The sequence below is a fragment of the Methylosinus sp. LW3 genome (genome assembly GCF_000527115.1).
GTDB lineage: Bacteria > Pseudomonadota > Alphaproteobacteria > Rhizobiales > Beijerinckiaceae > Methylosinus.
Window position 1 is genome coordinate 3,146,670 of the sequence record NZ_AZUO01000001.1, and the last position, 21,525, is coordinate 3,168,194.

Consider the following 21,525-nt stretch of genomic DNA (forward strand, 5'->3'; position numbering starts at 1 on the left):
TCCGAAGACAAGTTGAATCGGATGAATCGCTTGTGATTCAATAGAGGCGGCCTGATTCTCGCGGAGACCGCCGATGTGGACGAATGAAAATCGCACGCGCTACGATCGTAGCAAATTGCGCTACCCGAGCGACGTGACGGACGCGGAATGGGCGCTCGTCGGACCGCTGATCCCACCGGCGAAACGGGGCGGCGGGAAGCGCACGGTCGAGATGCGCGCGGTCGTGAACGGCTTGATGTATGTGCTCTCGACCGGCTGCCAATGGCGCGCGATCCCCAAGGATTTGCCGCCCAAGAGCACGGTCCATGGCTATTTCGATCTTTGGACATACGACGGAACGCTCGATCGCATCCATCATGCTCTCTACGTGAAGTGTCGCGAAGCGGCAGGGCGCGAGGCCAGCCCAACAGCCGCGGTCATCGACAGCCAGAGCGTGAAGAGCGCAGAAAAAGGGGGCATCGCATCGATCCGCATGGCTACGATGCAGGAAAAAAGATCAAGGGCAAGAAGCGGCACATTCTCGTCGATACGATAGGCTTGCTGCTTCACGCGCTCGTTCATCCGGCCGACATTCAGGATCGCGATGGCGGCGTTCTGGTCCTGCGCACGATGTTTGGAAAATTCCCGTTTCTGCAAAAGCTGTTTGCCGACGGCGGCTATCAAGGCCCGCAGTTCCGCGACGCACAGAAGAAGGCCTTGCCGTTTGTCGACACCGAGATCGTCAAGCGCTCCGATGCGGCCAAAGGTTTCAAAGTGCTGCCTCGCCGATGGGTCGTCGAAAGAACCTTTTCTTGGCTCGGTCGCTGCCGAAGGCTGGCCAAGGACTTCGAAAACCTCAATCGCAAGGCGCTGGCGTTTCTTCACCTCGCCTCCATCCGCCTCATGCTCAGAAGGCTTTGTAATCAAGTATGAAGTTAACGGACAGACTCTAAAGGCGCACAACGTCATTGCGAGCCACATGCGAAGCAATCGAGTGGCTTCGCGCGATGATAGCGAATGTGCTCGAGCCCCCTCCCCAGCCCTCCCCCGCTTCGCGGGAGAGGGGGCAGATTGCGCGCTTCATGGAGATTTCGTGTAGCGTTTGCCGCCTCCCTCTCCCGCGCAGCGGCGGAGGGTGAGGGAGGGGGCCTTCGCCGTGAAGGATTTCAGTCGCGCGCGGTGTTCAGCACCGTCACGCCGCGGAAACGCGCCGCCGGCGCGCCATGCGAGACCGGCGCGAGCTGCATCGGCTCGGCCTTGCCGCAAGTGAAGGTGCCGCACAGCCGGTAGGTGGAGGCGTCGCCGAGTCCGTCGAGCGAATTCCAAAACGGAATGGTGCGGCCCTGATAGGCCGCGTCGCGCACCGGCTCGCCGAGCTTGCCGTCGCGGATCTCGTAGAACATCTGGCCGCCGAATTGGAAATTGTCGCGCTGCTGATCGATGCTCCAGCTTCCCGCGCCGACGATATAGAGCCCCTTCTCGACGCCGCCGATCAGCTCCTCGAGCTTGCAGGCATCAGGATTGGGCGCCAGCGAGATATTGGGCATGCGCTGAATGGGAAAGGCGGTCGGATCATCCGCATAGGCGCAGCCGTTGGAGCGCTCGGCGCCGATGAGATGCGCCTGACCGAGCGCCATTTGGAAATTGCGGAACACGCCATTGGAGACGATCTCGAATTCCGCGCGCTCGCGCGGCGCGCCATCGTCGTCGAAGGCGATGCTGGCGAGGCCGCCCTCCTGCGAGCGATCCGCCTTGATCGTCATCAGCTCGCTGCCGAAGCGCAGATTGTCGAGCATATGCGGCTTGACGAAAGAGGTGCCGGCGAAATTCGCCTCCCAGCCGAGCGCGCGATCGAGCTCGGTGGAATGGCCGACCGTCTCGTGAATGGTGAGCCAGAGATTGGTGGGGTCGATGACGACATCGGTCACGCCCGCCTCGACGGGCTTGGCGCCCAGCTTTTGCCGCGCGTCCTCGACGGCCTGCCGCGCCTCGCCGAGGAGATCGCAGGAGAGCGCATGCTCCCAGCCGGCGGCGCGCGCCGGAGCGAGACTCTCGCGCGTCGCGAAACGGCCGGAGGCCTTGTCGATCAGCGTGACCTCGAAAGAGGGCTGCGTGCGCGTGCGCGACTGGAAGATGCGGCTGCCGCGGCTGTCGGCGAAGAGTCGCTCCTCCGTGGCGAAGGCGAAGGAGGAAACGCAATAATCCGCGCCCGCCGCCAGCGCCGCGGCGTTGATCGCCACGAGGCGCTCGACCTTGGCGGGCGCATCGACGGCGAAAGGATCGACGCCGAGCGGCATGATCCATTCGGCGACATGCGGCTCGGTCTCCTCGATCTGCACGGGCGCGACGCGGATGGGCGCGACGGCGCGCGCGTTGTGAATCGCGCGCTCCACCGCCGCGGCTATGGCGCCTCGCTCCAGCGAGCCCGCGCCATAAAAGCCCCAGCAGCCATCGACGAGCACGCGCAGGCCGAAGCCGGGGCTGACGCTCTCGAAAAATTCGTCGAGCCGATCTTCCTTCGCCTGGACGAATTGGCGGCGCGTCTCGCCGAGGCGAATATCGGCGTAGCTCGCTCCGGCGCGGCGCGCGGTGGCGAGCGCTGTCTCCGCCAGCTCGGCGAGACGGGCGCGGTCGAGGCGAAACGGCGCGGCCGTCCGCGAAAGGTCTTTGGGATTATGCGCTACGGTCATGGTTCCCTCGCCGCCGAAGGATAGACTGGGAGCGGCGGCGAGGGAAAGCCGTTTCAGTGCAGAACGGCGAAGCCCTGCTTCTTGTAGAAGCCGGCGGCCTCCGGACCCTTCAGAAAGGCGAAGAATTTCGCCGCCGAGTCACTCGTCGAGGAGGCGGTCAGCGCGAAGGGATAGACGATCGGCGGGTGCGACGAGGCCGGGAAGGTCGCGACGACCGAGACCTTGGGATCCGAATGCGCGTCGGTCAGATAGACGATGCCGAGCGGCGCCTCGTCACGCGCGACGAAGAGGAGCGCGGCGCGCACATTTTCGGCGAAGGCGAAGCGCGATTCCAAATCCTCCCACAGGCCGAGCTTCTGCAGCGCCGCCTTGGCGTATTTGCCGACAGGGACGGAGGCCGGATCGCCGGTGGCGATGCGTCCGCTGTCGCCGAGCGCGCCCAGCAGCGAGGCCTTATCCAGCGTGAGCTTCTTCGTGCTGGCGATCTTGGGCGCGATGAGCACGAGGCTATTGCCGAGCAGATCGGTGCGCGAGCCCTCCTTCAGCAGCCCGCGCGAGGAGAGATAATCGGCGGAGGCGGTGTCGGCCGAAATGAAGATGTCGGCCGGCGCGCCCGATTCGATCTGCTTGGCCAGCGGCAGGGAGGCCGCATAGCTGATGGAGACCTCGACGCCGGTCTTCTTCTTGAAGGCCGCAGCGGCGTCATCCAATGCATTCTTGAGGCTCGCCGCCGCGAACACAGTCACCGTCTTGGCGCCGGTAGCCTTATCGGCCGCGGGAGCCTCTGCAGAGGCCGGGGTGAAATTCAGCGACAGAAAAGCGGCGACGAGCGCCAGACTTGCCAGTTTGACCATGAGAACCACTCCGATGATCGGCTCGGATGGATGAGCCTTGTCTTACTTATGCATATATTTTGCCTATTTGTGAGTCTTTCACATAATTTCGCATAGGAATAGCAAATTGCGACTGGCTCTGGATCGCGCGCCTTTGTTGGTGGTGCGGGATAATTGGGAGATTGTCGCCGAAGGCTGGCTATGTTAATTTTCCGCATCTCGGAAAAAACACACAATGTCTGAATTTCTCACCACGCGCGAGCTCGCCGCGCTGCTGCGCGTCAAGGAGCGCAAGGTCTATGACCTCGCCGCGGAAGGCGCCTTGCCTGTACGCCGCGTCACCGGCAAGCTGCTGTTTCCCCGCATCGAGATCGAGGAGTGGCTGGCCGCGGGCGCGAGCGGCCGGGCTCCGCGCGGCGAAGGCTCGGCGACGCGTCCGCTCGTCGTCGCCGGCGGCCATGATCCGCTGCTCGAATGGGCGTTGCGCGAATCGCGCTGCGGCGTCGCGGCGCTGCTCGACGGCGCGCTGGACGGGCTCGAGCGCGCCGCCGCGGGCGGCTGCATCGCCGCCGGACTGCATATTCCAGAGCCGGACGACGGCTGGAATGTCGAGACGGTGGAGAGACGGCTCGCGGGCGAGCCGATCGTCGTCGTGGAATGGGCCAAGCGCCGCCGCGGGCTGATGTTTCGCAAGGGCCTCGCCCGGCGCATCGACGGGCTCGCCGATGTGCGCGACCTCGCCTTCCAATCACGCCAGCCGGAGGCGGGCAGCGAGCTCGTCCTCACCCAGCTGCTCGCGCAGGCGGGGATGAAGCGCGAGCATCTGCGCCTTGTTCCCGCCGTGGAGCGCTCGGAAACCGATCTCGCCTCCGCCATCGCCGCCGGCGGCGCCGACGTCGGCCTCGGCCTCGAGGCTTGCGCGCGCCAGTTCGGCCTCGATTTCGCGCCGCAGATCGTCGAGCGCTTCGATCTCGTGGTCTGGCGCAAGGCCTATTTCGATCCGCCCTGGCAGACGCTCATGCGCTTTTGCGCGAGCGAGGCGTTTCAGGAGCGCGCCGCGCGGCTCGGCGGCTATGACATCTCGCAATTGGGCGCCGTGCGCTTCAACGCGGATTAGAGCGTTTCCAGCCGAAGTGGACACCGGTTCGGCGTTGGAAGCACGTCAAAACAAAGACTCTGGCTGAGCGCGCGCTGGCGCCCGCCGCTGTATCGCTGAAGGAATAGGAGGAGAGACAATGTCAGCTTCCACCGAAGCGACCGCCGAGCCGACGACGCTCGAGGCCGCGATCACGACCTGCGTGCGCGCCTTCTACGACAAAGGCTTGGCCGATCCCCTGCTGGGGCCGATTTTCAGCGCGATCCCGGAGCTCGACCAGCATCTCGATATCATCGCAAATTTCTGGTCCAAATCGCTGCTGGGCACGGATCGCTATCAGGGCCATCCTTTCGCCGTTCACATAAACCTGCCCGTCGAGCCGGAGCATTTCGCCCGCTGGGTGGAGCTGTTCACGCAATCGGCGCGCGAGAACCTTCCCGCGGCGCAGGCCGAGGAGGCCATCGCCAAGGCGACACATATGTCACAATGTTTCCAAGGCGGGCTGTTTCCCTTCACCGGCGCAGATGGCAAGCCCTCGCGCCTCCCCCCGCACTGAAGTTGTAGGGCGGCCGCTCAGATCGAGAGGCCGCCGCCGCCTTCCAGAAACGCGTCCCAGGAGAAGGGCGTCCAGCCTTCCGCCTGCATCTCGATCGCAAAGGAGACGCCGCGCGCGATGAGTCGGTTGCGCGCCGTCATGCCGGCGACCTGAGCGCCGGCCGAGGCGGCGATATCGGCGAGCGGCGTGCCTTTGGCGACCGCCCTGCCCTGCTTGATGATGCCACGAATGCGGCCGCCATAGGGGGCCGGCACGGGAGCGCCGTCGATCTCCCCGAAAGCCTCTCCCGCCTCGACGATATTGCCTATTTCCTTGTGCATTTTGAAGAGTCCGGAGACGGGAGCGCGCACCGGCTCGGCCTCCGGCGGGTCCGCCTCGTAGCTCGGGCCGGGGCCTTCGCCGGGGCGCCGTATCGCGCCCGGATCCTTGCCATAAGCGTCTATGGCGAGATCGCAATTCTCGCCCGGGATCGAGCCCGGCGCGACGCCGATGGTGAGGCCGGCGAGATTTTTGACGGAGAACGGGTCCTTGCGCGGATTCATCTCCGCATCGACGACGACTTCCCAAGGCCAACGCTCGAGAATTTCGTTGAGCGGATGCGTCAGCACCGGCACGAACATGCGGCTGCGCAGGCCGAGCATGAATTCGGCGACGAGATCGGCGCGGCGCGCCTCCACGCCCTCGAGAACGCTGGAGCCGTCGAACCAGGCGTCCGAAAACGTCATCTTACGGCGGAGATCGGGCGGCGGCGCCGCCTCGTGGACGGCGACGATATGATCGGCGAGGAACAGCTCACGCGCTATCGCGGACGCGGTTTCGCCGATGCCGAGAACGAGAACGCAGGAATGTCTTTCTGACATGACGGGCTCACTTCGGCTGAGGTGATACGGATTAGGGGCCTTAGCAAGAATCTGGCCTTTGTCGCGAAAACGGCGCCACTCGGACCCGCGCGCCTCGCCTCCGGGCGCCGCGCCAGAGTGACCTAATGCCGCAGGCGCGGACCGCCAGTCTGGAACTTTTGCAATATAGTTTGGTATACGGCTCGCATAGAACGAAACGTCTCGGGCGGAGACGCCGGCTCGGCCGGCCCGTCGATGGCCCGACAATTCGGAGAGCGCCGCGAGCCGGCGATATGGAGGACGATGTGCAACCGAATGTTTCTTCAGAGGTCTCGACCGAAGCCGGCCATGTTGTCACGAATATTCCTGCGGCTGTCGAGCCGGTGGAAAAGGACGCCAGCGTCGCGACCGCGGTGGGCGACGGCGTCATCATCATGGTGCGCTTCCGCCCTGATACGACCGTCTGGGAAATCAATGGCCTTCCCGCCCATCTCGACAAGCAGGCATGGTACAAGCTGCTGTGCCAGCGCGCCGGCGACAAATACGAGACGCGCGCGGGCGGCCGCGGCTATTTCCGCCTGACCCGCGAGCAATATGAGGCGATCGCCGCTCGCAATCCGAACTGAGCATTTCGAAGCGGGCGCCGCCGAGCGGCGTCCGTGTTCCGAGCGAAAAACCGCCGAACGACGCCTTTTCAGCGTCAAAACGGGCGTTTTTCCCAGTAAAATGTGAGATTGGCGTATTTCTCGCTAGTTCGGCGATCATGCTGGACAAGACAACGCCGCTCTTTGCGCAGACCCACCATTACGTATCGATTTTCCCGGCGCGCGTGCTGCGGCACGAGCCGGAGGCCGGCCTCTCCACGCTGTTTTTCGCCGGCGGGGAATTGCGCGTGCCTATGGTCGACGCCATCGTCGGAACCGCCATAGAGGTGGAGATCGACGCGCGCGACGTCTCCATCGCCCTCTCGCGGCCGATGGATGTCTCCATACTCAATCGCCTTCCCGGCACCATCCTCGAGCTGGATTTTCTGCCGCCGCCCTTCACGCGCGCGCGCCTTTCGCTCGGCGGCGCCCGCGTGGACGCGCTGATCACGCATGAATCGGTCGAACGGCTCGCCCTGGTCGAGGGACTCTCGGCCTGGGCGATGATCAAGACGGTCGCCGTCAGCGGCCGGACGCTCGATCCCGACGCGGCTCCGTTTCCGCGTCAGTGGCCGACTTCTGGTAGGACCAGTCGAGCGCCCCGATGATCTCGTCCAGCGTTCGCTTGGCCGAATTGGCCGCGTGACGCTCGATCGATCGATAGACGCCCACCAGCCGCTCGCCGAAAGGCGTGATCTCCGCCCCGCCCTCGCGCCGGCCGGGGAAGGTCGCCACCACCGGACTTTCGAAAGTCCGATTGAGCGCATCCACCGAAAGCCAGCATTTGCGATAGGATAGGCCGAGCGCCCGGCTCGCGCCGATGATCGAGCGTTCCTTGCGCAGCGCGTCGATCAGCTCGAGATCCGCGGGAGCGAGAACCCCGCCATTGGGCAGCTTCAAAATAACGCCGACCTGCGGCGCATCCACTTCTGTTCGCATCGTTCCGCGCCTCCTACGACGCCGCGATCTGTATCGAACAAAATATAGCTGAAAGACGACGATCCTGTCACATTGGCGACAGGATTGTCAGTGGGCGACGAAAGGCCCTGCGATCGGCGTCGCCTCGCGCTTGGCGAGCTCGATGCGGATCGCCCGGCCGACGGCGCTCGCGACCAGCCCCGATCGCTCGTCTATGCCGGTCCATTTGGCGGAGCGGCCGCGCGGATCGATCTCCAGCAGCTTGACCCCGGCCGGGATGTGGAGGCCGTCGCGGATGACCCCGCGCAGCACGCCGTCCAGCGGCGCCATCACCGGCTCGCCGTCCAAATGGCCGACGACGAAATCCTTGAACACACGGACGCCGATATCGATCGCCGAATGCCACAGGCCGGGCTTGCTGGAATAGGCGAAACGCTCCTCGCCGACATCGCCGAGGCGGTTCGGCACATGGTCGGCCGGCTCGGTCTCGCCCTCCTGGACGATGAGGCCCGCCTGCGAAGGCTTGGTCTCGATCGCGATGTCGCAATTGCGGCCGACGGCGAAATTCGGCCCGAGGCCCACCGCGACCTTGGCGAGATGCCGCAAATCCGGCGTCGCGCGATATTTCTGCATGCGCGCGTCGACGAGCGCATGGGCCGTGCGAACCGCCGCGAGATCGTGGAACTGCAGCGGCGTCACCGCGACCTTGGTCGTGAAGTCGAGGATTTCGACCAGTTCCATGGTCGAATCGGCGCGCTCGGCCTCGACCTCCTCGAGCGTGATGCGCTCGCCATAGAGGCAATCGTGAAAGGCCATCTGGCGGCGGATGACGGGTGGGAAGGCGTCATGGCTCAGCACGCAGGCCCAGCCGATCCGGTTCATATGCACGGCGACCGCCGAGGCGATCTCGTTCGTTCCCAATATGACGGCCAGCGGTCGCTTCCGCCGCGGCGTCTCAAATTCGTGTCGAGGGCGCATCGCTCACTCCTGATCTGTACAGGAGGTAGCAAGCGGCGCGCCACCGCTCATGCAATGATTTTCTATTTTAATTTCAGATATCTATGAAATTATGCGACACCACGGCGGGAAGCGCACCTATATTGTCACGTATATAACAGTGACGGTTTTCGACCGTTTGTCGCTGCATCAGGCTCCCTCGGCGCGAAAATGGACAGCGAGCCAGACCGTCGGCAGCGTCTCATCCGTCCATTCGACGCGATGACGCCGATGCGCGGCGATCTCGAGATAGTCGCCCGGGGCGAGCGTCAGCACCTCGTCATGGCCCTCGAAACGCAGTCCGGCCGATCCGGCGAGCAGGATCACCCATTCCGCCTCCTCCTGATCGTGCCAAAATCCGGGCGGGCTCGCCTGGCCGAAGGAGACGATGCGCTCGACGCGCATGTTCGAGCCGGCGAGCAGCGGCAGAAACTGCTCCTGCTCCGCTTTTTCCGGCAGATCGGCGAAAATATTTTCCAGTCGCATGCGTCTTCCCGCGGCTCGCGCCGCGCCGCGGGGCGTCGCTCTCGCGACTATTCCGCGGCGTCGCGCAGACGCGCGCGGGCGACCGCGCGCAAATCGTCGATCGGCGCGAGGCCCTCGCCCGATTCGAAATGCCAGAAAGTCCAGCCATTGCAAGCGGGCAGGCCCTGCACCAAGGCGCCCGTCTTGTGAATCGAGCCGACGATGGCGCCGATCGACAGCGCGCCATCCGCGCGAACGACCGCTTTGTGGCGGCCCTTTGCGTCGGTGAGCGTCGCGCCGGGAGCGACGAGGCCCGCCTCAACGACGCTGGCGAAAGCGATTCGCGGCTCATTGCGCTTGGAGGGCGCCGGCGCCACCGCCTCGGCCGGCAGCGGCGAGATCGCCGCAATGCGCGCGCGCGCCGCAGCGGCGTAGATCTGCTCGCGCTCTATGCCGAGATAATCGCGGCCGAGCAGCCGGGCCGCCGCGCCCGTGGTGCCGGAGCCGAAGAAAGGATCGAGCACCAGATCGCCGGGATTGGTGGCGGCGAGCATGATGCGGGCGAGCAGAGCCTCTGGCTTTTGCGTCGGATGCGTCTTGCGGCCGCTCGAATCCTTCAGGCGTTCGCCGCCCGAGCAAATCGGCAGCAGCCAGTCCGAGCGCATCTGGCAATCCTCATTGCCGGCCTTCAACGCCTCGTAATGGAAAGTGTAATTTCGCGCCGAAGCGTCGCGCGCCGCCCAGATCAGCGTCTCATGCGCATTGGTGAAGCGACGGCCGCGAAAATTCGGCATGGGATTGTTTTTCCGCCACACAATGTCGTTCAGGATCCAGAACCCGAGGTCCTGCATGATCGCGCCGACGCGGAATATATTGTGATAGGAGCCGATGACGAAAATAGTGGCGTTGGGCTTCATGGCCCGCCGCGCAGCCGCCAGCCAGTCGCGGGTGAAGGCGTCATAGGCGGCGAAATCGGCGAATTTGTCCCAATCATCATCGACCGCGTCGACGACGCTCTGATCCGGCCGGGTGAGCCGGTTGGCCAGCTGCAGATTATAAGGTGGATCGGCGAAAACGAGATCGACGCTCGCCTCCGGCAGGCCGAGCATGACCTCGACGCTGTCTCCGACGACGACCTCGTTACGCGACATCGCGCGAGGCGACCCGAAATTCGACGTCCCAGTACGCGAGACCTTTATCTGGGACTTGGGGCGGGCCGCCCCGACGCGCGCGCTACTCATGAACAATCACCGGCTACGCAACCAACGATGCGAACAATGCCCGATCGCGGTAAAAGCCGGGTTTAGAAAGCCCGTGCGCGGCTGTCCCTTTTCCGCACGCCTTCGTTAAGAAATTCCATTTTCACCAGATGTTTACGAACGCTCATGGGAGGTGCGAGCGCTTGGGCGCGCGCTCACGGGGCGAGCTCTGGGCGCGCTTCGCTCAGCTCCCGCAGCGGCGCGAAGCTCATGCGGTGAAAGGGCGTCGGCCCATGGGTTTCGAGAGCGGCGAGATGCTCGCGCGTGCCATAGCCGGCGTTGGTCTCGAATCCGTAATGGGGATAGAGCCGGGCGAGGCGGCGCATCTGGCGATCACGCGCAACCTTGGCGACAATCGACGCGGCGGCGATGGAAAGAGAAAGCGCGTCGCCTTTCACGATCGCCTCGCCCGGGCAGGCGAGTTCCGGCAGGTCGCGGCCGTCGACCAGCACGAAGCCCGGCGCGACATGGAGCGCGGCGACGGCGCGCGCCATGGCCAGCAGCGCCGCGCGGCGAATGTTCAGCCGGTCGATTTCCTCGACGCTGGCGAAGGCGACGCCGATGGCCAGCGCGCTGGAGACGATTCGCTCGAAGGCGGCGTCCCGCGCCTTGGCCGACAGAGCTTTCGAATCATCGACGCCGTCCGGCAGCCGGTTCGGGTCGAGAATCACGGCCGCGGCCGCAACCGGCCCGGCGAGCGGCCCGCGCCCGACCTCGTCGACGCCGGCGATGGGCCGAGCGCCGCCGCGCAGAACGCGCGTCTCGGTGAGAAAATGGGGGGGCATGCTCGCTCGGCTCGTCGAAAAGGGGCGACTGAAAAAAACACAGCGGCGGGATCGGAGCAATCGATCCCTACGCGCCTTTTTAAAAAAGGCTCAGCTGCTCGGCGTCGCTGCGGGGCGGCCGGAACAGATCGGCGCGCAGCCGCGTGCGCGAAAAGCCGAGACGCTGCGCGGCAAGCTCGAAGCGGCGTCCGATCATCCAGGCGTAGGGGCCGTCGCCGGTCATGCGCTTATCGAAGGACGGGTCATAGAGCTTGCCGTCGCGCGCCGAGCGCACCAGCGAGAGCACATGCCGGGCCTTGGCCGGAAAATGGGTGACGAGCCATTCGCTGAACAATTCGCGCAGCTCGAGCGGCAGCCGCAGCATCACATAGCCGGCCTCGCGCGCGCCGGCGGCATGGGCGCGCGTCAATATGGTCTCGATCTCGGCGTCATTGACCGCCGGAATGATCGGCGCGACCAGAACAGCGACCGGAATTCCCGCCTCGGCCAGCCGCTCGATCGTTGCGAGCCGTCGCTCGGGCGATGCGGCGCGCGGCTCCATCGCCCGCGCCAAGGCCGGATCGAGCGTCGTCAGCGAGATCGCGACCTTGACCAGGCCCTTGCGCGCCATGGGCGCGAGAATGTCGATGTCGCGAACGACCAGCGAGGATTTCGTCACTATGCCGATCGGATGATCGGCGCGGCTCGCCACCTCGAGCAGGCCGCGGGTGACGCGATAGCGCTTTTCGAGCGGCTGATAGGGGTCGGTATTGGCGCCGATGGCGATGGTCTTGGGCGAATAATTGCGCGCCGACAATTCGCGCTCGAGCAATTGCGCCGCGCCTTCCTTGACGAAAATCTCCGTCTCGAAATCGAGCCCCGGCGAGAGGCCCATATAGGCGTGGCTAGGCCGCGCATAGCAATAGACACAGCCATGCTCGCAGCCGCGATAGGGATTGATGGAGCGGTCGAAGGAAATATCCGGCGAGTCGTTGCGCGTGATGATCGTCTTCGCCCGCTCGACATGGACATTGGTGCGGAACTCGCCGAGCTCCTCCAGCCCATTCCAGCCGTCATCGGCCTCGACGCGCCGCTCGCGCTCGAAACGGCCGCTCTCATTGGAGAGCGCGCCACGCCCGCGCCGCCGCGCCGGATCGACGATCGGACGCTCCTCGCTGGAAAAATTCACGACCGCGCCGATCGCCTCACGGCTCAGCTGCGCCGCCCGGCGCCAGTCGCTCTTCTCCGATTTCTCGATCAGACGTTTCGCCGAGCTCGCCATGGCGATGATCTCCTTGCCGGCCCTGCGGCCGGCGTCTCGCCGGGCGCCGGCCTCGCTTCGGCTCCCGGCGCGAGACGCCCATGCGCGACACTGGGGCGCCTCGCGACCGCGAGCCTCGATGCGACGCTTACAACGGCTACTTACAACTCTAGGGGACTTGTTTACGCACGCTCGGAACATTTGACGAACAAGAGAACGTATACGGAACAAACGAGGCCGAGTCAAGCGGCGGCGGCGCAGCCGATCACAAAGAGAATGGAACGGAGAAAAGGCGCCCGGAGCACGCCGCCGACAGCGCGCGCTTGTCCACAGGCTGCGCGACGCAGTTGAACGCGCGGCGCGAATCGATATGACTCCGCGCCATGATCTTTCCCCCCTTCACGGCCGGAGGGGCGCCGCGATGACGGCGCCCGCCAAGGTTTCCATCGATCTCGGGACCCGCGCCGATGGCGGCGTCGCAACGCTCGATCTCGAGGAGCTGCTGGCGACGCGCCTTCTGGTGCAGGGCAATTCCGGCTCCGGCAAATCGCATCTGCTGCGCCGCCTGCTGGAGCAGAGCGCGCCCTGGGTGCAGCAGGCGATCATCGATCCGGAGGGCGATTTCGTCACGCTGGCGGAGCGTTACGGCCATGTGGTGGTGGACGCCCGCTGCGGCATCGCCGATCTCACGCGCATCGCCGCGCGGGCGCGCCAGCACCGCGTCTCCGTGGTGCTCGATCTCGAAGGGCTGGACGCCGAGCAGCAGATGCACGCCGCCGCCGCCTTTCTCGGCGGGCTTTTCGACGCCGAGCGCGACCAATGGTATCCGCTGCTCGTCGTGGTGGACGAGGCGCAGCTCTTCGCGCCCGCCGTCGCCGGCGAAGTGTCGGACGAGGCGCGCAAAGCCTCGCTCGGCGCCATGACCAATCTCATGTGTCGCGGCCGCAAGCGAGGTCTCGCCGGCGTCATCGCCACGCAGCGCCTCGCCAAGCTCGCCAAGAATGTCGCGGCGGAGGCGTCCAATTTTCTCATGGGCCGCACCTTTCTCGACATAGACATGGCGCGCGCCGCCGATCTGCTCGGCATGGAGCGGCGGCAGGCGGAAATGTTCCGCGATTTGCAGAGCGGCAATTTCGTCGCCCTCGGCCCGGCCATGGCGCGCCGGCCGCTGCCCGTGCGCATCGGCCCGGTGGAGACTTCCGCGCGCAATGTCAGCCCCAGGCTGCTGCCGCTGCCGGAGGCCGGCGCCGACGACGCGCATCTCATTTTCACGCCCGGCGCCAATGAAGCGCGCTTCGAGGCCCCGCGCCGGCCGCCGCCGCCCGCGCCGACCGCCGATGTGCTGGCGCGGCTCGCCCGCAGCGCGCCGCCGGCGCCGCCCGCCGCCGAGTCGCCGCCGAGCATTTCGCCCGAGCAGCGTCAGGCTGCGATCGATTCGGCGCTGCGCGAGATTTTGAGCGACAGCGACGCCAACTTCCGCACCATCGCCGTGCTCTATCAGGATTTTCTGGTGCGCTGCCGGATTCGCCGCATCGGCGGCGAGCCCTTGAGCCTGCCCGCCTTCCGCCGCCGCCTCGCCGTGGCCCATGCCGGCATTGAGCTCGCGGAAGCCGAGTCCGCGGATTCGCCCTGGGCCGAGGTGCTCGCAATGGCCGGCGCTCTGCCGGAGGATATGCAGGGCGTTTTTCTATCGCTGGCGCGCGCGGCCTTCGACCATCGCCCCTGCCCTTCCGACGCCGATGTCGCCAGCGCCTATGGCACGCGCTCGCCCGGACGGGCGCGGCGGCTGCTCGCCTATATGGAGGAACAGCAGGCGATCGTCTGCCGTCTCGACCAGCGCGGCTGGCGGATCGTCGCCATTCCCGGCGTCGCTTGGGAGACAGAGCCTGGCGATCCGGGCGCCGCAGCGACGACGACCGAGGCGAGTTCCGCCTGACGATTTCTGAGGATTGCTGTCGCCCGGCCTATGCCGCCTTCCTTCTCCCCGCATGCGGGGAGAAGGTGCGGATGAGGGGCCGGGGGCGTTTTCCGTCGGTGGCTGACGCCCCGAGCCCCTCACCCCGGCCCTCTCCCCGCGAACGGGCAGAGGAGGAAATTTCCCTTACTGCCGAATCGTCTCCCGCTGCGCATAGCCGAGACGGACGTTCAGCTCTTGCAGCACTTTCTCGGCGGCTTCCGGAATATTGGTGCCGGGCGGGAAGATCGCCGCGGCGCCGGCGTCATAGAGCGCTTGGAAATCCTGCTCGGGAATGACGCCGCCGACGACCATCATCACCTCCTCGCGCCCGGCCGCCTTCAGCGCGTCGCGCAATTCCGGCGTCAGAGCGAGATGGCCGGCGGTCATCGTGTTCACGCCGACGATATGCACTTGTTCTTCCGCGGCGCGCTTGGCCACTTCTTCCGGCGTCGCGAAGAGATCGCCGATGACGACCTCGAAACCCAAATCCGTGAAGGCGGAGGCGATGACCTTCTGGCCGCGGTCATGGCCGTCCTGGCCGAGCTTGGCGACGAGAATCTTCGGCTTGCGCTTGTCATTCTCGGCGAAGGCCGCCGTCATGCTGCGCACGCGCGCGACCTTGTCGCAATCGGCGCCAGCCTCGCGCGCATAGACGCCGGAAATGACATTGGCCTTGGGCTTATGGCGGTCGAAGACTTTTTCAAGCGCATAGGAGATTTCGCCGACGCTCGCCTTGGCGCGCGCGGCCTCGATGGCGAGCGCGAGAAGATTGCCGTCGCCCTTCGCGCCCTCGGTCAGCGCATCGAGCGCTGCTTGCGTCTTCGCCTCGTCACGCTCGGCGCGCAGGCGTTGGAGCTTGGCGATCTGCGCGGCGCGCACGGCGGAATTATCGACCTTCAGCACATCCGGCGCGACGTCGCTGTCCGGGCGGAACTTGTTCACGCCGACGACGACCTGCTGTCCCGTGTCGATGCGCGCCTGCGTCTTCGCCGCGACCTCCTCGATGCGCTGCTTGGGCAGGCCCGCGGCGATCGCCTTGGCCATGCCGCCGAGGCTCTCGATCTCCTCTATGTGCTTCCACGCCGCCTCGGCGAGCTCGGCGGTCAGCCTCTCCACATAGAAGGAGCCGCCCCAAGGATCGATGATGCGCGTCGTGCCGCTCTCCTCCTGCAACACGATTTGCGTGTTGCGGGCGATGCGGGCGGAAAAGTCGGTCGGCAGCGCCAGCGCCTCGTCCAGCGCATTGGTGTGCAGCGATTGCGTATGGCCCTGCGTCGCCGCCATCGCCTCGACGCTGGTGCGGATGGCGTTGACGTAAACATCTTGCGCGGTGAGCGACCAGCCCGACGTCTGGCAATGGGTGCGCAGAGTCATGCTCTTCTCGGTCTTGGCGCCGAGGTCTTTCATCAGCCGCGCCCACAGCAGGCGCGCGGCGCGGAGCTTCGCCACTTCCATGAAGAAATTCATGCCGATGGCGAAGAAGAAGGAGAGCCGCGGCGCGAAAGCGTCGATATCGAGCCCCGCGGCGACGCCGGCGCGCACATATTCGACGCCATCGGCGAGCGTGTAGCCCAATTCCAGATCGGCCGAGGCGCCCGCCTCCTGCATGTGATAGCCGGAGATGGAGATGGAGTTGAACTTCGGCATATTCTTGCTGGTGTAGGCGAATATGTCCGAGACGATGCGCATCGATGGAAACGGCGGGTAGATATAGGTGTTGCGCACCATGAATTCTTTGAGGATGTCGTTCTGAATCGTGCCGGTGAGCTGCGCCGGCGGCACGCCCTGCTCCTCGCCCGCCACGATGAACAGCGCGAGCACCGGAAGAACGGCGCCGTTCATCGTCATCGACACGCTCATCTGATCGAGCGGAATGCCGTCGAACAAAGTGCGCATGTCATAGATGGAATCGATGGCGACGCCCGCCATGCCGACATCGCCGGAAACGCGCGGATGATCGCTGTCATAGCCGCGATGGGTGGCGAGATCGAAGGCGATGGAGAGGCCCTTCTGCCCGGCGGCGAGATTGCGGCGGTAGAAGGCGTTGCTATCCTCGGCCGTGGAGAAGCCCGCATATTGGCGGATGGTCCAGGGCTGAGCGACATACATGGTCGGATACGGCCCGCGCACATAGGGCGCGACGCCGGGGAAGCCGTCGATGAAGGAGAGGCCGTCTATGTCCTGCGGGCCGTAGGAATTCTTGACTTCTATGCCCTCGGGCGTTCTCCAGCGGCGCGGCTCGGCGGCCTCGGCCGGGGTCGCGGCGACGGGAGCGAAGGCGATTTTGCTGAAGTCGGGAATTTGGGACATTTCTTTCCTCTGACGGCTCCGTCAGTCTATTAGCGAAAAGCGGCGGCCGGCGCAAAGGCCGGCCACGGCGCGAGGACCGCGGCGGGACGAACCCTCAACCGAGCGCTCTGGCGATCAGCGCGTCGAACGCCCTCTGAGGCAGGATTTTCTTCAAAACCAGCACGATGCGCTGGAAGAACGGCCCCACGAAATAATAGCCTTTCGGATGATCGCTGGTCAGGATCTTTTCGATCAGCGCGGCGACGGGCTCCGGCGTCGACATGTTCTTCATGAACTTGTCTTTGCCTTTCAGAAACTTGGCGAAATCTCCGGCATAGGCGCCATGCAGCGTCCCCTCCGAGATGACGACATTCTCCGTCATCCGCGTCTTGAACAGGCCCGGCGACACATCGACCACCCGGACGCCCAAGGGGGCCAGCTCCCGACGCAGGCTTTCCGTCAAGCCGCGAACAGCGAATTTGGAGGCGGCGTAATGGCCGCCGAACTGCGTGCCGATCGATCCGCCGAAAGAGCTGATGTTGACGATGACGCCCTTGCTCGCGCGAATGGCGGGCAAGGTCGCCTGGCACACCCTCAGCACGCCGAATAGGTTGGTCTCCATGATTTGGCGAGCTTCCGCCATCGGAACATCCTCGACCGATCCGCGCGTGCTGACGCCCCCACTATTGACGACAGCGTCGATGCGACCGCTTTTCTCGAGAATGAGCGCCACGCCGTCGCGGACGGAGTCGTCGTCCTCTATGTCGATCCGCAGCGTTTCATAAGCCTCCGCCGGCGGCGCCGACCTCGATGCGCCGAAAACGCGCCAGCCCGAAGCCGCCAGCCGTTCCGCGCAGCATTTTCCGATTCCCGAGGAAGCGCCAATGATCAAAACGGTTTTTCGATCCGAACTCGAAACGCTCATCGACTATCTCTTTTTTGAAGTCGCCGTCGAAATATTTGAAAAATGCATCGACGACACGGCCGAGAAACGCTCTTGCGAGCGACATATTTCAGAAACAATACAAAATTTACGTGAGAATGCAACTATCTACGCCGCCCGACGCGGCGCTTTGCTATCCAGATGCGGCATTTCATACGGGAAAGTCGAGCGAAGAAAAGCGCTCTCGAAGAAAGACGCTACCTCCCCACCGCCTTCCATCGCGGCCCCTCCGCCCCGAAATCCAGCTCCCAACGAAACCGGCTCAAAACATCGAAGCCGAGTATGATCGGCGCCTCGCCGCCGAGCGCCTCGCGCAAAGGCCCAAAATCATAGGAGACGAAGACGACGTCCTTCAGCACGCGTCCCGCGCCTATGTCTATCTCCTTGGCCTTATAGACTTTCGTGTCGATCTTCTTGCCGGAGGCCTCGCTCACCTTGGCCTTTTTCTTCACCGGGACGAAGAGCGCTCTGTGCCGCTCCAGAAAGCGGCGGTCGACAGCGGAGATTTCCGCCCCCGTGTCGAAGAGCCCGACCGCCTCCGTCTTGCCGATGCGCGCCTCGAGGCCGACGAGCTTTTGATCCGGCCAGAGCTTGCGGAAGGACCGCCAACCCGCGCCATCACTCTGCGGGAAGAAGACCATCTCGCCGCTCTCGAGATCGAGCGAGAAGCGCGCGCCTTGGAAGAAATCGAGCCCGAGCAGATCATCCCCATCCGAGGTCGCGCAGCGGGTGACGCGATATTTGGCCCGGCCGATATTATTGCCCTGCGCCGCCTTCAGCTCGACATTGGCCGCCTCCACATCCTCGCAGCGGGAAGCGACGCCCAGAGCGCTGGTGGACACGCTGGCGCCCAACGCCGGAAAGCCGGCGTTCCAGGGCGCGAGCTTGATGCGGCTGGTGGAGGCGGCTGTGTCGAGCCGCATCGGCCCCATCACATTGCCGAAACGCATTGTGACATAGGCGCGGCCGCCGCCATCGGCGCCATGGACCACATCGAGAGGAACGATGGAGCGTTCCGTGGCGCGCTCCTGCGCGCGCGCCGGAACGGCGCAGACGAGAGCGAGCAAAGGAAAAAGCAGAAAGCGCGGAAGAGTTTTCGGCATGACGCGGCGGCTCCGTTCCGGCGGGGAAGGCGTCTATAGCGCGGCGCGGCTCTCTCGTCTGCCGCGGAAAACCGCGCCGTCCGCGCAAAGGCCGTGCTATTGCAGAGCTGCCGGTCCTCGCCGCGGGCGAGACGGCGGCAGGCTCTGGAGGTCATCTCATGCGACATGCGGCGATCCGGCTCGCGACGGTCGGACTATTGGCCTTGGTTTCGAGCGCGACGCTCGCGCAGCAGCATCGCCCGCGTGGCGTTCCCGGGGATGCGCCCCGCGCGGGCGGAGGCGGCGGCGGCCCGGATGATGTGCTCGCCACATCGAGCGAATGGGGCGGCGCCGGCGGCGTCTATACTTGCGAGCAGTGGAAGCAATATCTCGAGCGCATGTTCCGCCTCGCCGACAAGCGCAAGCGTGGATTCATCGACGCGCAGGATTTCGAGGTTATTCCGCGCCTCAGCCCGGTGTTTCACGCAGCGACCTTCGATTATTTCGACATGGCCGGCAAAGGCCGCGTCACCCGCGCGGAATTCCTGTCCTTTCCGAGCCCTTTCTTCGCACGCTACGACCGGAAGAAGAGCTGCCGCGTCTTCCAGGAAGAGCTGGCGCGGGCGCAGACGCCGAGCGCTGCGCCGCAATCGCCGGCGCCGAACGAGGGCGGCGGCTTCCCCGGCAGGGGCGGCGGCAGTTTCGGCGGCGGCTATGGCGGGGGCGGCTTCGGCGGCGGCGCGGGCGGCGGCGGCTTCGGGCGCTGAGCCGGGGGTGATGTGAAGCCCCGTCCCCCGCTATACGGGAGAGGGGGCAGATTCCGCGTGTGATGAAGGTTTCGTGACGGGAGGGGGCCTCAGAACTCGGCCCACTCTTCCTCCTGCGGCGCCTCCTTGCGCACGGCGGAGCCGGAACGCGAGCTCGCGACGCGCTTCAGCATGGGCCGCGACGGCGCGCGCGTCTCGACCTCGCCGATCTTGAAGCGCGCGACGAGCTGCACCAGCTCGGCGCTGTCCTCGGCGAGCGAGCGGGTCGCCGCATTGGTCTCCTCGGACATTGCGGCGTTCTTCTGCGTGACCTGATCGATCTCCTGCACCGCCGTGTTCACCTCGCGCAGGCCGGTCGATTGCGTCTCCGCGCTCGACGCTATGCCGGTGACGACCACATCGATGCGATTGACCTGCTCGACGATGCGATGAAGCGAGGCGCCGGTCTCGGCCACCAGCGCGACGCCATCCTGCACGCGCGTGTTGGAGGCGGCGATGAGATCCTTGATCTCCTTGGCGGCCTCGGCCGAGCGCTGGGCGAGCGAGCGCACTTCCGTCGCCACCACGGCGAAGCCGCGGCCGGCCTCGCCCGCGCGCGCCGCCTCGACGCCGGCGTTGAGCGCGAGGAGATTGGTCTGGAAGGCGATCTCGTCGATGACGCCGATGATCTGGCCGATCTGCTCGGATGATTTCTCTATGCCGCTCATCGCCTCTATCGCGTCGCCGACGATCTTCTCGCCCTTGACCGCATCCGATTTGGCGTCGCCGACGATCACGCGCGCATGGACGACGCTCTCGGCCGCTTTGCGCACCGTGTCGGTGATCTGTCCGACGGCCGCGGCCGTCTCCGCCAGCGTCGCCGCCTGCTGCTCATTGCGCTGCGACAAATCCTCGGCCGCGCGGGCGATCTCGCGCGTGCTGGAGCCGATCGCGCCGCTCGTCGTCACAATGCCGCGCAGCGTGTGCTGCATGCGCTCCACGGCGGTGTTGAAGCGCGCGCGCAGCTTCTCGTAATCCTTGATGAACTCCTTCTCGAGCCGCACCTCGAGATCGCCCTCTGCGAGGCGCTCCATGGCGGCGGTATATTCGGAGAAGAAGAAATCGCGGTTCTCGATATACCATTTCGCGCCGGCGGCTTTTTCTTCCAGCTTGGCGGCGGCGGCGGCGTTCTGCTCGGCGGAGCGCGTCTCGGCGAGACGCACCTCCTCGAGCTTGTCGCGGAATATGGCGACAGCGTCCCGCATTTCGCCGATCTCGTCGCTGCGGCTCATCACGGGCGGCTTGTCCAATGTCTGGCCGCGCGCGAGCCTGGACGTGTAATTGGCGAGCGTGACGATCGGCCTCACGACATGGCGATGCGCGATCAGGCCCGCGCCGGCGAGAAGGCACAAAATAGCGATCGTGGCCGCGAGGCTCGCAATGTCGGAGCGATCGCCGAGCAGAGCGGCGTCCTTCTCCGTCGAAGCGGCGAAAGCATTCGCCGCTTCGAGCTGGCGCGTCTCGAATGCGCGATAGGCGATGAAGCTGGCGTCGAGACGATCCATGGAGGCGGCCACGCCGGCGCCGTCGCCGCGCTCGAGCGCCGGAAGAAACGCGTCGATCTCACGCCAAAAGGCGTCGGCCGCGTCGGTCGCCGGCCCTTTGGCGAGCGTCATCAGCTCGGCCGGCAGCAGCTTCGACTTGGACCAGAAGGCGCGACGCTCCTCATATTGCTTGCGCAAGGAAGCGAGGCGCGTCTTCGCCTCACGTGCGTCGATCCTGTAGGTAGCGGCGAGCTCGACGTCGAGATAGGCTTCCAAAAGGGAGAATGGAGGCGGCAGCGCATCCGCGACGAGATCCTTGCCCGCGGCAATCTTCTGATAGGCGTGTCCGCCGATGCGCAGCTCGTCGAGAATATAGCGCCCGGCGCCGGCGGTTGCGAGGAAAGCGAGAAAAGCGACGGCGGCGAGCAGGCTCGCGGCGCGAGAAATCGACAGGCGCATGAAGTGCCTCCGGGAGAAGAGCCGCTCGGAGACGATGAAAGTCCTGGCGGCGGAATGTCGGATGGGAGAGAGACGGCTCGCGGAGATCTTCCGCGATCGAGCACAGCCGGATCGGCGCCGGAATGAAGAAGCGGCGTCATGCCTTCGAGCGCACGCCCGCCGCATGCGCTCGATCCTCCATGCGACGAAATTACGCAGCAGGCAT

19 protein-coding genes and 1 pseudogene are annotated in these 21,525 nt (G+C 65.4%); 7 read left to right on the forward strand and 13 right to left on the reverse strand.

Annotated features, from left to right (window positions below; genetic code table 11):
* Nucleotides 1-73 precede the first annotated feature (73 nt).
* Nucleotides 74-912, forward strand: a pseudogene (locus METLW3_RS27585) (IS5 family transposase).
* A 233-nt stretch (nucleotides 913-1,145) separates the two neighbouring features.
* Here METLW3_RS27585 and METLW3_RS0115710 read toward each other — a convergent pair.
* A complete protein-coding gene (locus tag METLW3_RS0115710) occupies nucleotides 1,146-2,669 on the reverse strand; it encodes a TldD/PmbA family protein (RefSeq protein ID WP_024880819.1) in 1,524 nt (507 codons plus the stop codon).
* A gap of 53 nt (nucleotides 2,670-2,722) precedes the next feature.
* Complete coding sequence (gene modA, locus METLW3_RS0115715) at nucleotides 2,723-3,523, reverse strand: molybdate ABC transporter substrate-binding protein (RefSeq protein WP_024880820.1); 801 nt, start codon at nucleotides 3,521-3,523, stop codon at nucleotides 2,723-2,725.
* Between the two features lie 214 nt (nucleotides 3,524-3,737).
* On the opposite strand from modA, the gene METLW3_RS0115720 reads away from it, so the two are divergent.
* Both METLW3_RS0115720 and METLW3_RS0115725 read left to right on the forward strand, forming a co-directional pair.
* The gene (locus METLW3_RS0115720) at nucleotides 3,738-4,619 is read left to right on the forward strand and encodes a helix-turn-helix transcriptional regulator (RefSeq protein ID WP_024880821.1); all 882 of its coding nucleotides are present in this window, start codon (nucleotides 3,738-3,740) and stop codon (nucleotides 4,617-4,619) included.
* 118 nt (nucleotides 4,620-4,737) lie between these two features.
* Entirely contained in the window at nucleotides 4,738-5,154 is a 417-nt protein-coding gene (locus METLW3_RS0115725) for a group III truncated hemoglobin (RefSeq protein ID WP_024880822.1), read from the forward strand.
* Nucleotides 5,155-5,171: 17 nt separating this feature from the next.
* On the opposite strand, the gene METLW3_RS0115730 is transcribed toward METLW3_RS0115725, so the two are convergent.
* Nucleotides 5,172-6,014 (reverse strand): hypothetical protein, encoded by an 843-nt coding sequence (locus tag METLW3_RS0115730; protein WP_024880823.1) that lies wholly within the window; start codon nucleotides 6,012-6,014, stop codon nucleotides 5,172-5,174.
* Between the two features lie 284 nt (nucleotides 6,015-6,298).
* Here METLW3_RS0115730 and METLW3_RS29100 point away from each other — a divergent pair, with 284 nt between their 5' ends.
* Both METLW3_RS29100 and METLW3_RS0115740 read left to right on the forward strand, forming a co-directional pair.
* Nucleotides 6,299-6,619, forward strand: a complete 321-nt coding sequence (locus METLW3_RS29100) for a hypothetical protein (RefSeq protein WP_245267377.1) — start codon at nucleotides 6,299-6,301, stop codon at nucleotides 6,617-6,619.
* 137 nt (nucleotides 6,620-6,756) lie between these two features.
* Nucleotides 6,757-7,245: a TOBE domain-containing protein gene (locus tag METLW3_RS0115740; RefSeq protein ID WP_024880825.1), complete on the forward strand. Its 489-nt coding sequence runs from the start codon at nucleotides 6,757-6,759 to the stop codon at nucleotides 7,243-7,245.
* Here METLW3_RS0115740 and METLW3_RS0115745 read toward each other — a convergent pair.
* The 6 genes from METLW3_RS0115745 to METLW3_RS0115770 all read right to left on the reverse strand — a co-directional run bounded on the left by METLW3_RS0115745 (nucleotide 7,160) and on the right by METLW3_RS0115770 (nucleotide 12,321).
* A complete protein-coding gene (locus METLW3_RS0115745; RefSeq protein ID WP_024880826.1) occupies nucleotides 7,160-7,576 on the reverse strand; it encodes a LysR family transcriptional regulator in 417 nt (138 codons plus the stop codon). The genes METLW3_RS0115740 and METLW3_RS0115745 overlap by 86 nt on opposite strands.
* Before the next feature lie 87 nt (nucleotides 7,577-7,663).
* Entirely contained in the window at nucleotides 7,664-8,533 is an 870-nt protein-coding gene (locus METLW3_RS0115750) for a xanthine dehydrogenase (RefSeq protein ID WP_024880827.1), read from the reverse strand.
* A 168-nt stretch (nucleotides 8,534-8,701) separates the two neighbouring features.
* Nucleotides 8,702-9,037, reverse strand: a complete 336-nt coding sequence (locus tag METLW3_RS0115755; RefSeq protein ID WP_024880828.1) for a cupin domain-containing protein — start codon at nucleotides 9,035-9,037, stop codon at nucleotides 8,702-8,704.
* A 47-nt stretch (nucleotides 9,038-9,084) separates the two neighbouring features.
* Nucleotides 9,085-10,257 (reverse strand): DNA methyltransferase, encoded by a 1,173-nt coding sequence (locus METLW3_RS0115760; RefSeq protein ID WP_024880829.1) that lies wholly within the window; start codon nucleotides 10,255-10,257, stop codon nucleotides 9,085-9,087.
* 173 nt (nucleotides 10,258-10,430) lie between these two features.
* Nucleotides 10,431-11,060 (reverse strand): ribonuclease HII, encoded by a 630-nt coding sequence (locus METLW3_RS0115765; protein ID WP_024880830.1) that lies wholly within the window; start codon nucleotides 11,058-11,060, stop codon nucleotides 10,431-10,433.
* Between the two features lie 79 nt (nucleotides 11,061-11,139).
* Nucleotides 11,140-12,321, reverse strand: a complete 1,182-nt coding sequence (locus METLW3_RS0115770; RefSeq protein ID WP_024880831.1) for a PA0069 family radical SAM protein — start codon at nucleotides 12,319-12,321, stop codon at nucleotides 11,140-11,142.
* Nucleotides 12,322-12,721: 400 nt separating this feature from the next.
* Between METLW3_RS0115770 and METLW3_RS0115780 the strand changes: the two genes are divergently transcribed.
* Nucleotides 12,722-14,236 (forward strand): ATP-binding protein, encoded by a 1,515-nt coding sequence (locus tag METLW3_RS0115780; protein ID WP_024880832.1) that lies wholly within the window; start codon nucleotides 12,722-12,724, stop codon nucleotides 14,234-14,236.
* Between the two features lie 165 nt (nucleotides 14,237-14,401).
* Here the strand turns inward: METLW3_RS0115780 and scpA are convergent, their stop codons facing one another.
* The 3 genes from scpA to METLW3_RS0115795 form a co-directional block, all read right to left on the reverse strand.
* Nucleotides 14,402-16,567: a methylmalonyl-CoA mutase gene (gene scpA, locus METLW3_RS0115785; RefSeq protein WP_024880833.1), complete on the reverse strand. Its 2,166-nt coding sequence runs from the start codon at nucleotides 16,565-16,567 to the stop codon at nucleotides 14,402-14,404.
* Between the two features lie 94 nt (nucleotides 16,568-16,661).
* Nucleotides 16,662-17,471, reverse strand: a complete 810-nt coding sequence (locus METLW3_RS0115790) for an SDR family oxidoreductase (protein ID WP_024880834.1) — start codon at nucleotides 17,469-17,471, stop codon at nucleotides 16,662-16,664.
* Nucleotides 17,472-17,686: 215 nt separating this feature from the next.
* On the reverse strand, nucleotides 17,687-18,592 hold the full coding sequence (locus METLW3_RS0115795; protein WP_024880835.1) for a retropepsin-like aspartic protease: 906 nt from the start codon (nucleotides 18,590-18,592) through the stop codon (nucleotides 17,687-17,689).
* 158 nt (nucleotides 18,593-18,750) lie between these two features.
* Here METLW3_RS0115795 and METLW3_RS0115800 point away from each other — a divergent pair, with 158 nt between their 5' ends.
* The gene (locus METLW3_RS0115800; protein ID WP_024880836.1) at nucleotides 18,751-19,338 is read left to right on the forward strand and encodes an EF-hand domain-containing protein; all 588 of its coding nucleotides are present in this window, start codon (nucleotides 18,751-18,753) and stop codon (nucleotides 19,336-19,338) included.
* An 89-nt stretch (nucleotides 19,339-19,427) separates the two neighbouring features.
* Here METLW3_RS0115800 and METLW3_RS0115805 read toward each other — a convergent pair whose 3' ends face one another.
* Complete coding sequence (locus tag METLW3_RS0115805) at nucleotides 19,428-21,320, reverse strand: methyl-accepting chemotaxis protein (RefSeq protein WP_024880837.1); 1,893 nt, start codon at nucleotides 21,318-21,320, stop codon at nucleotides 19,428-19,430.
* Between the last annotated feature and the right edge of the window lie 205 nt (nucleotides 21,321-21,525).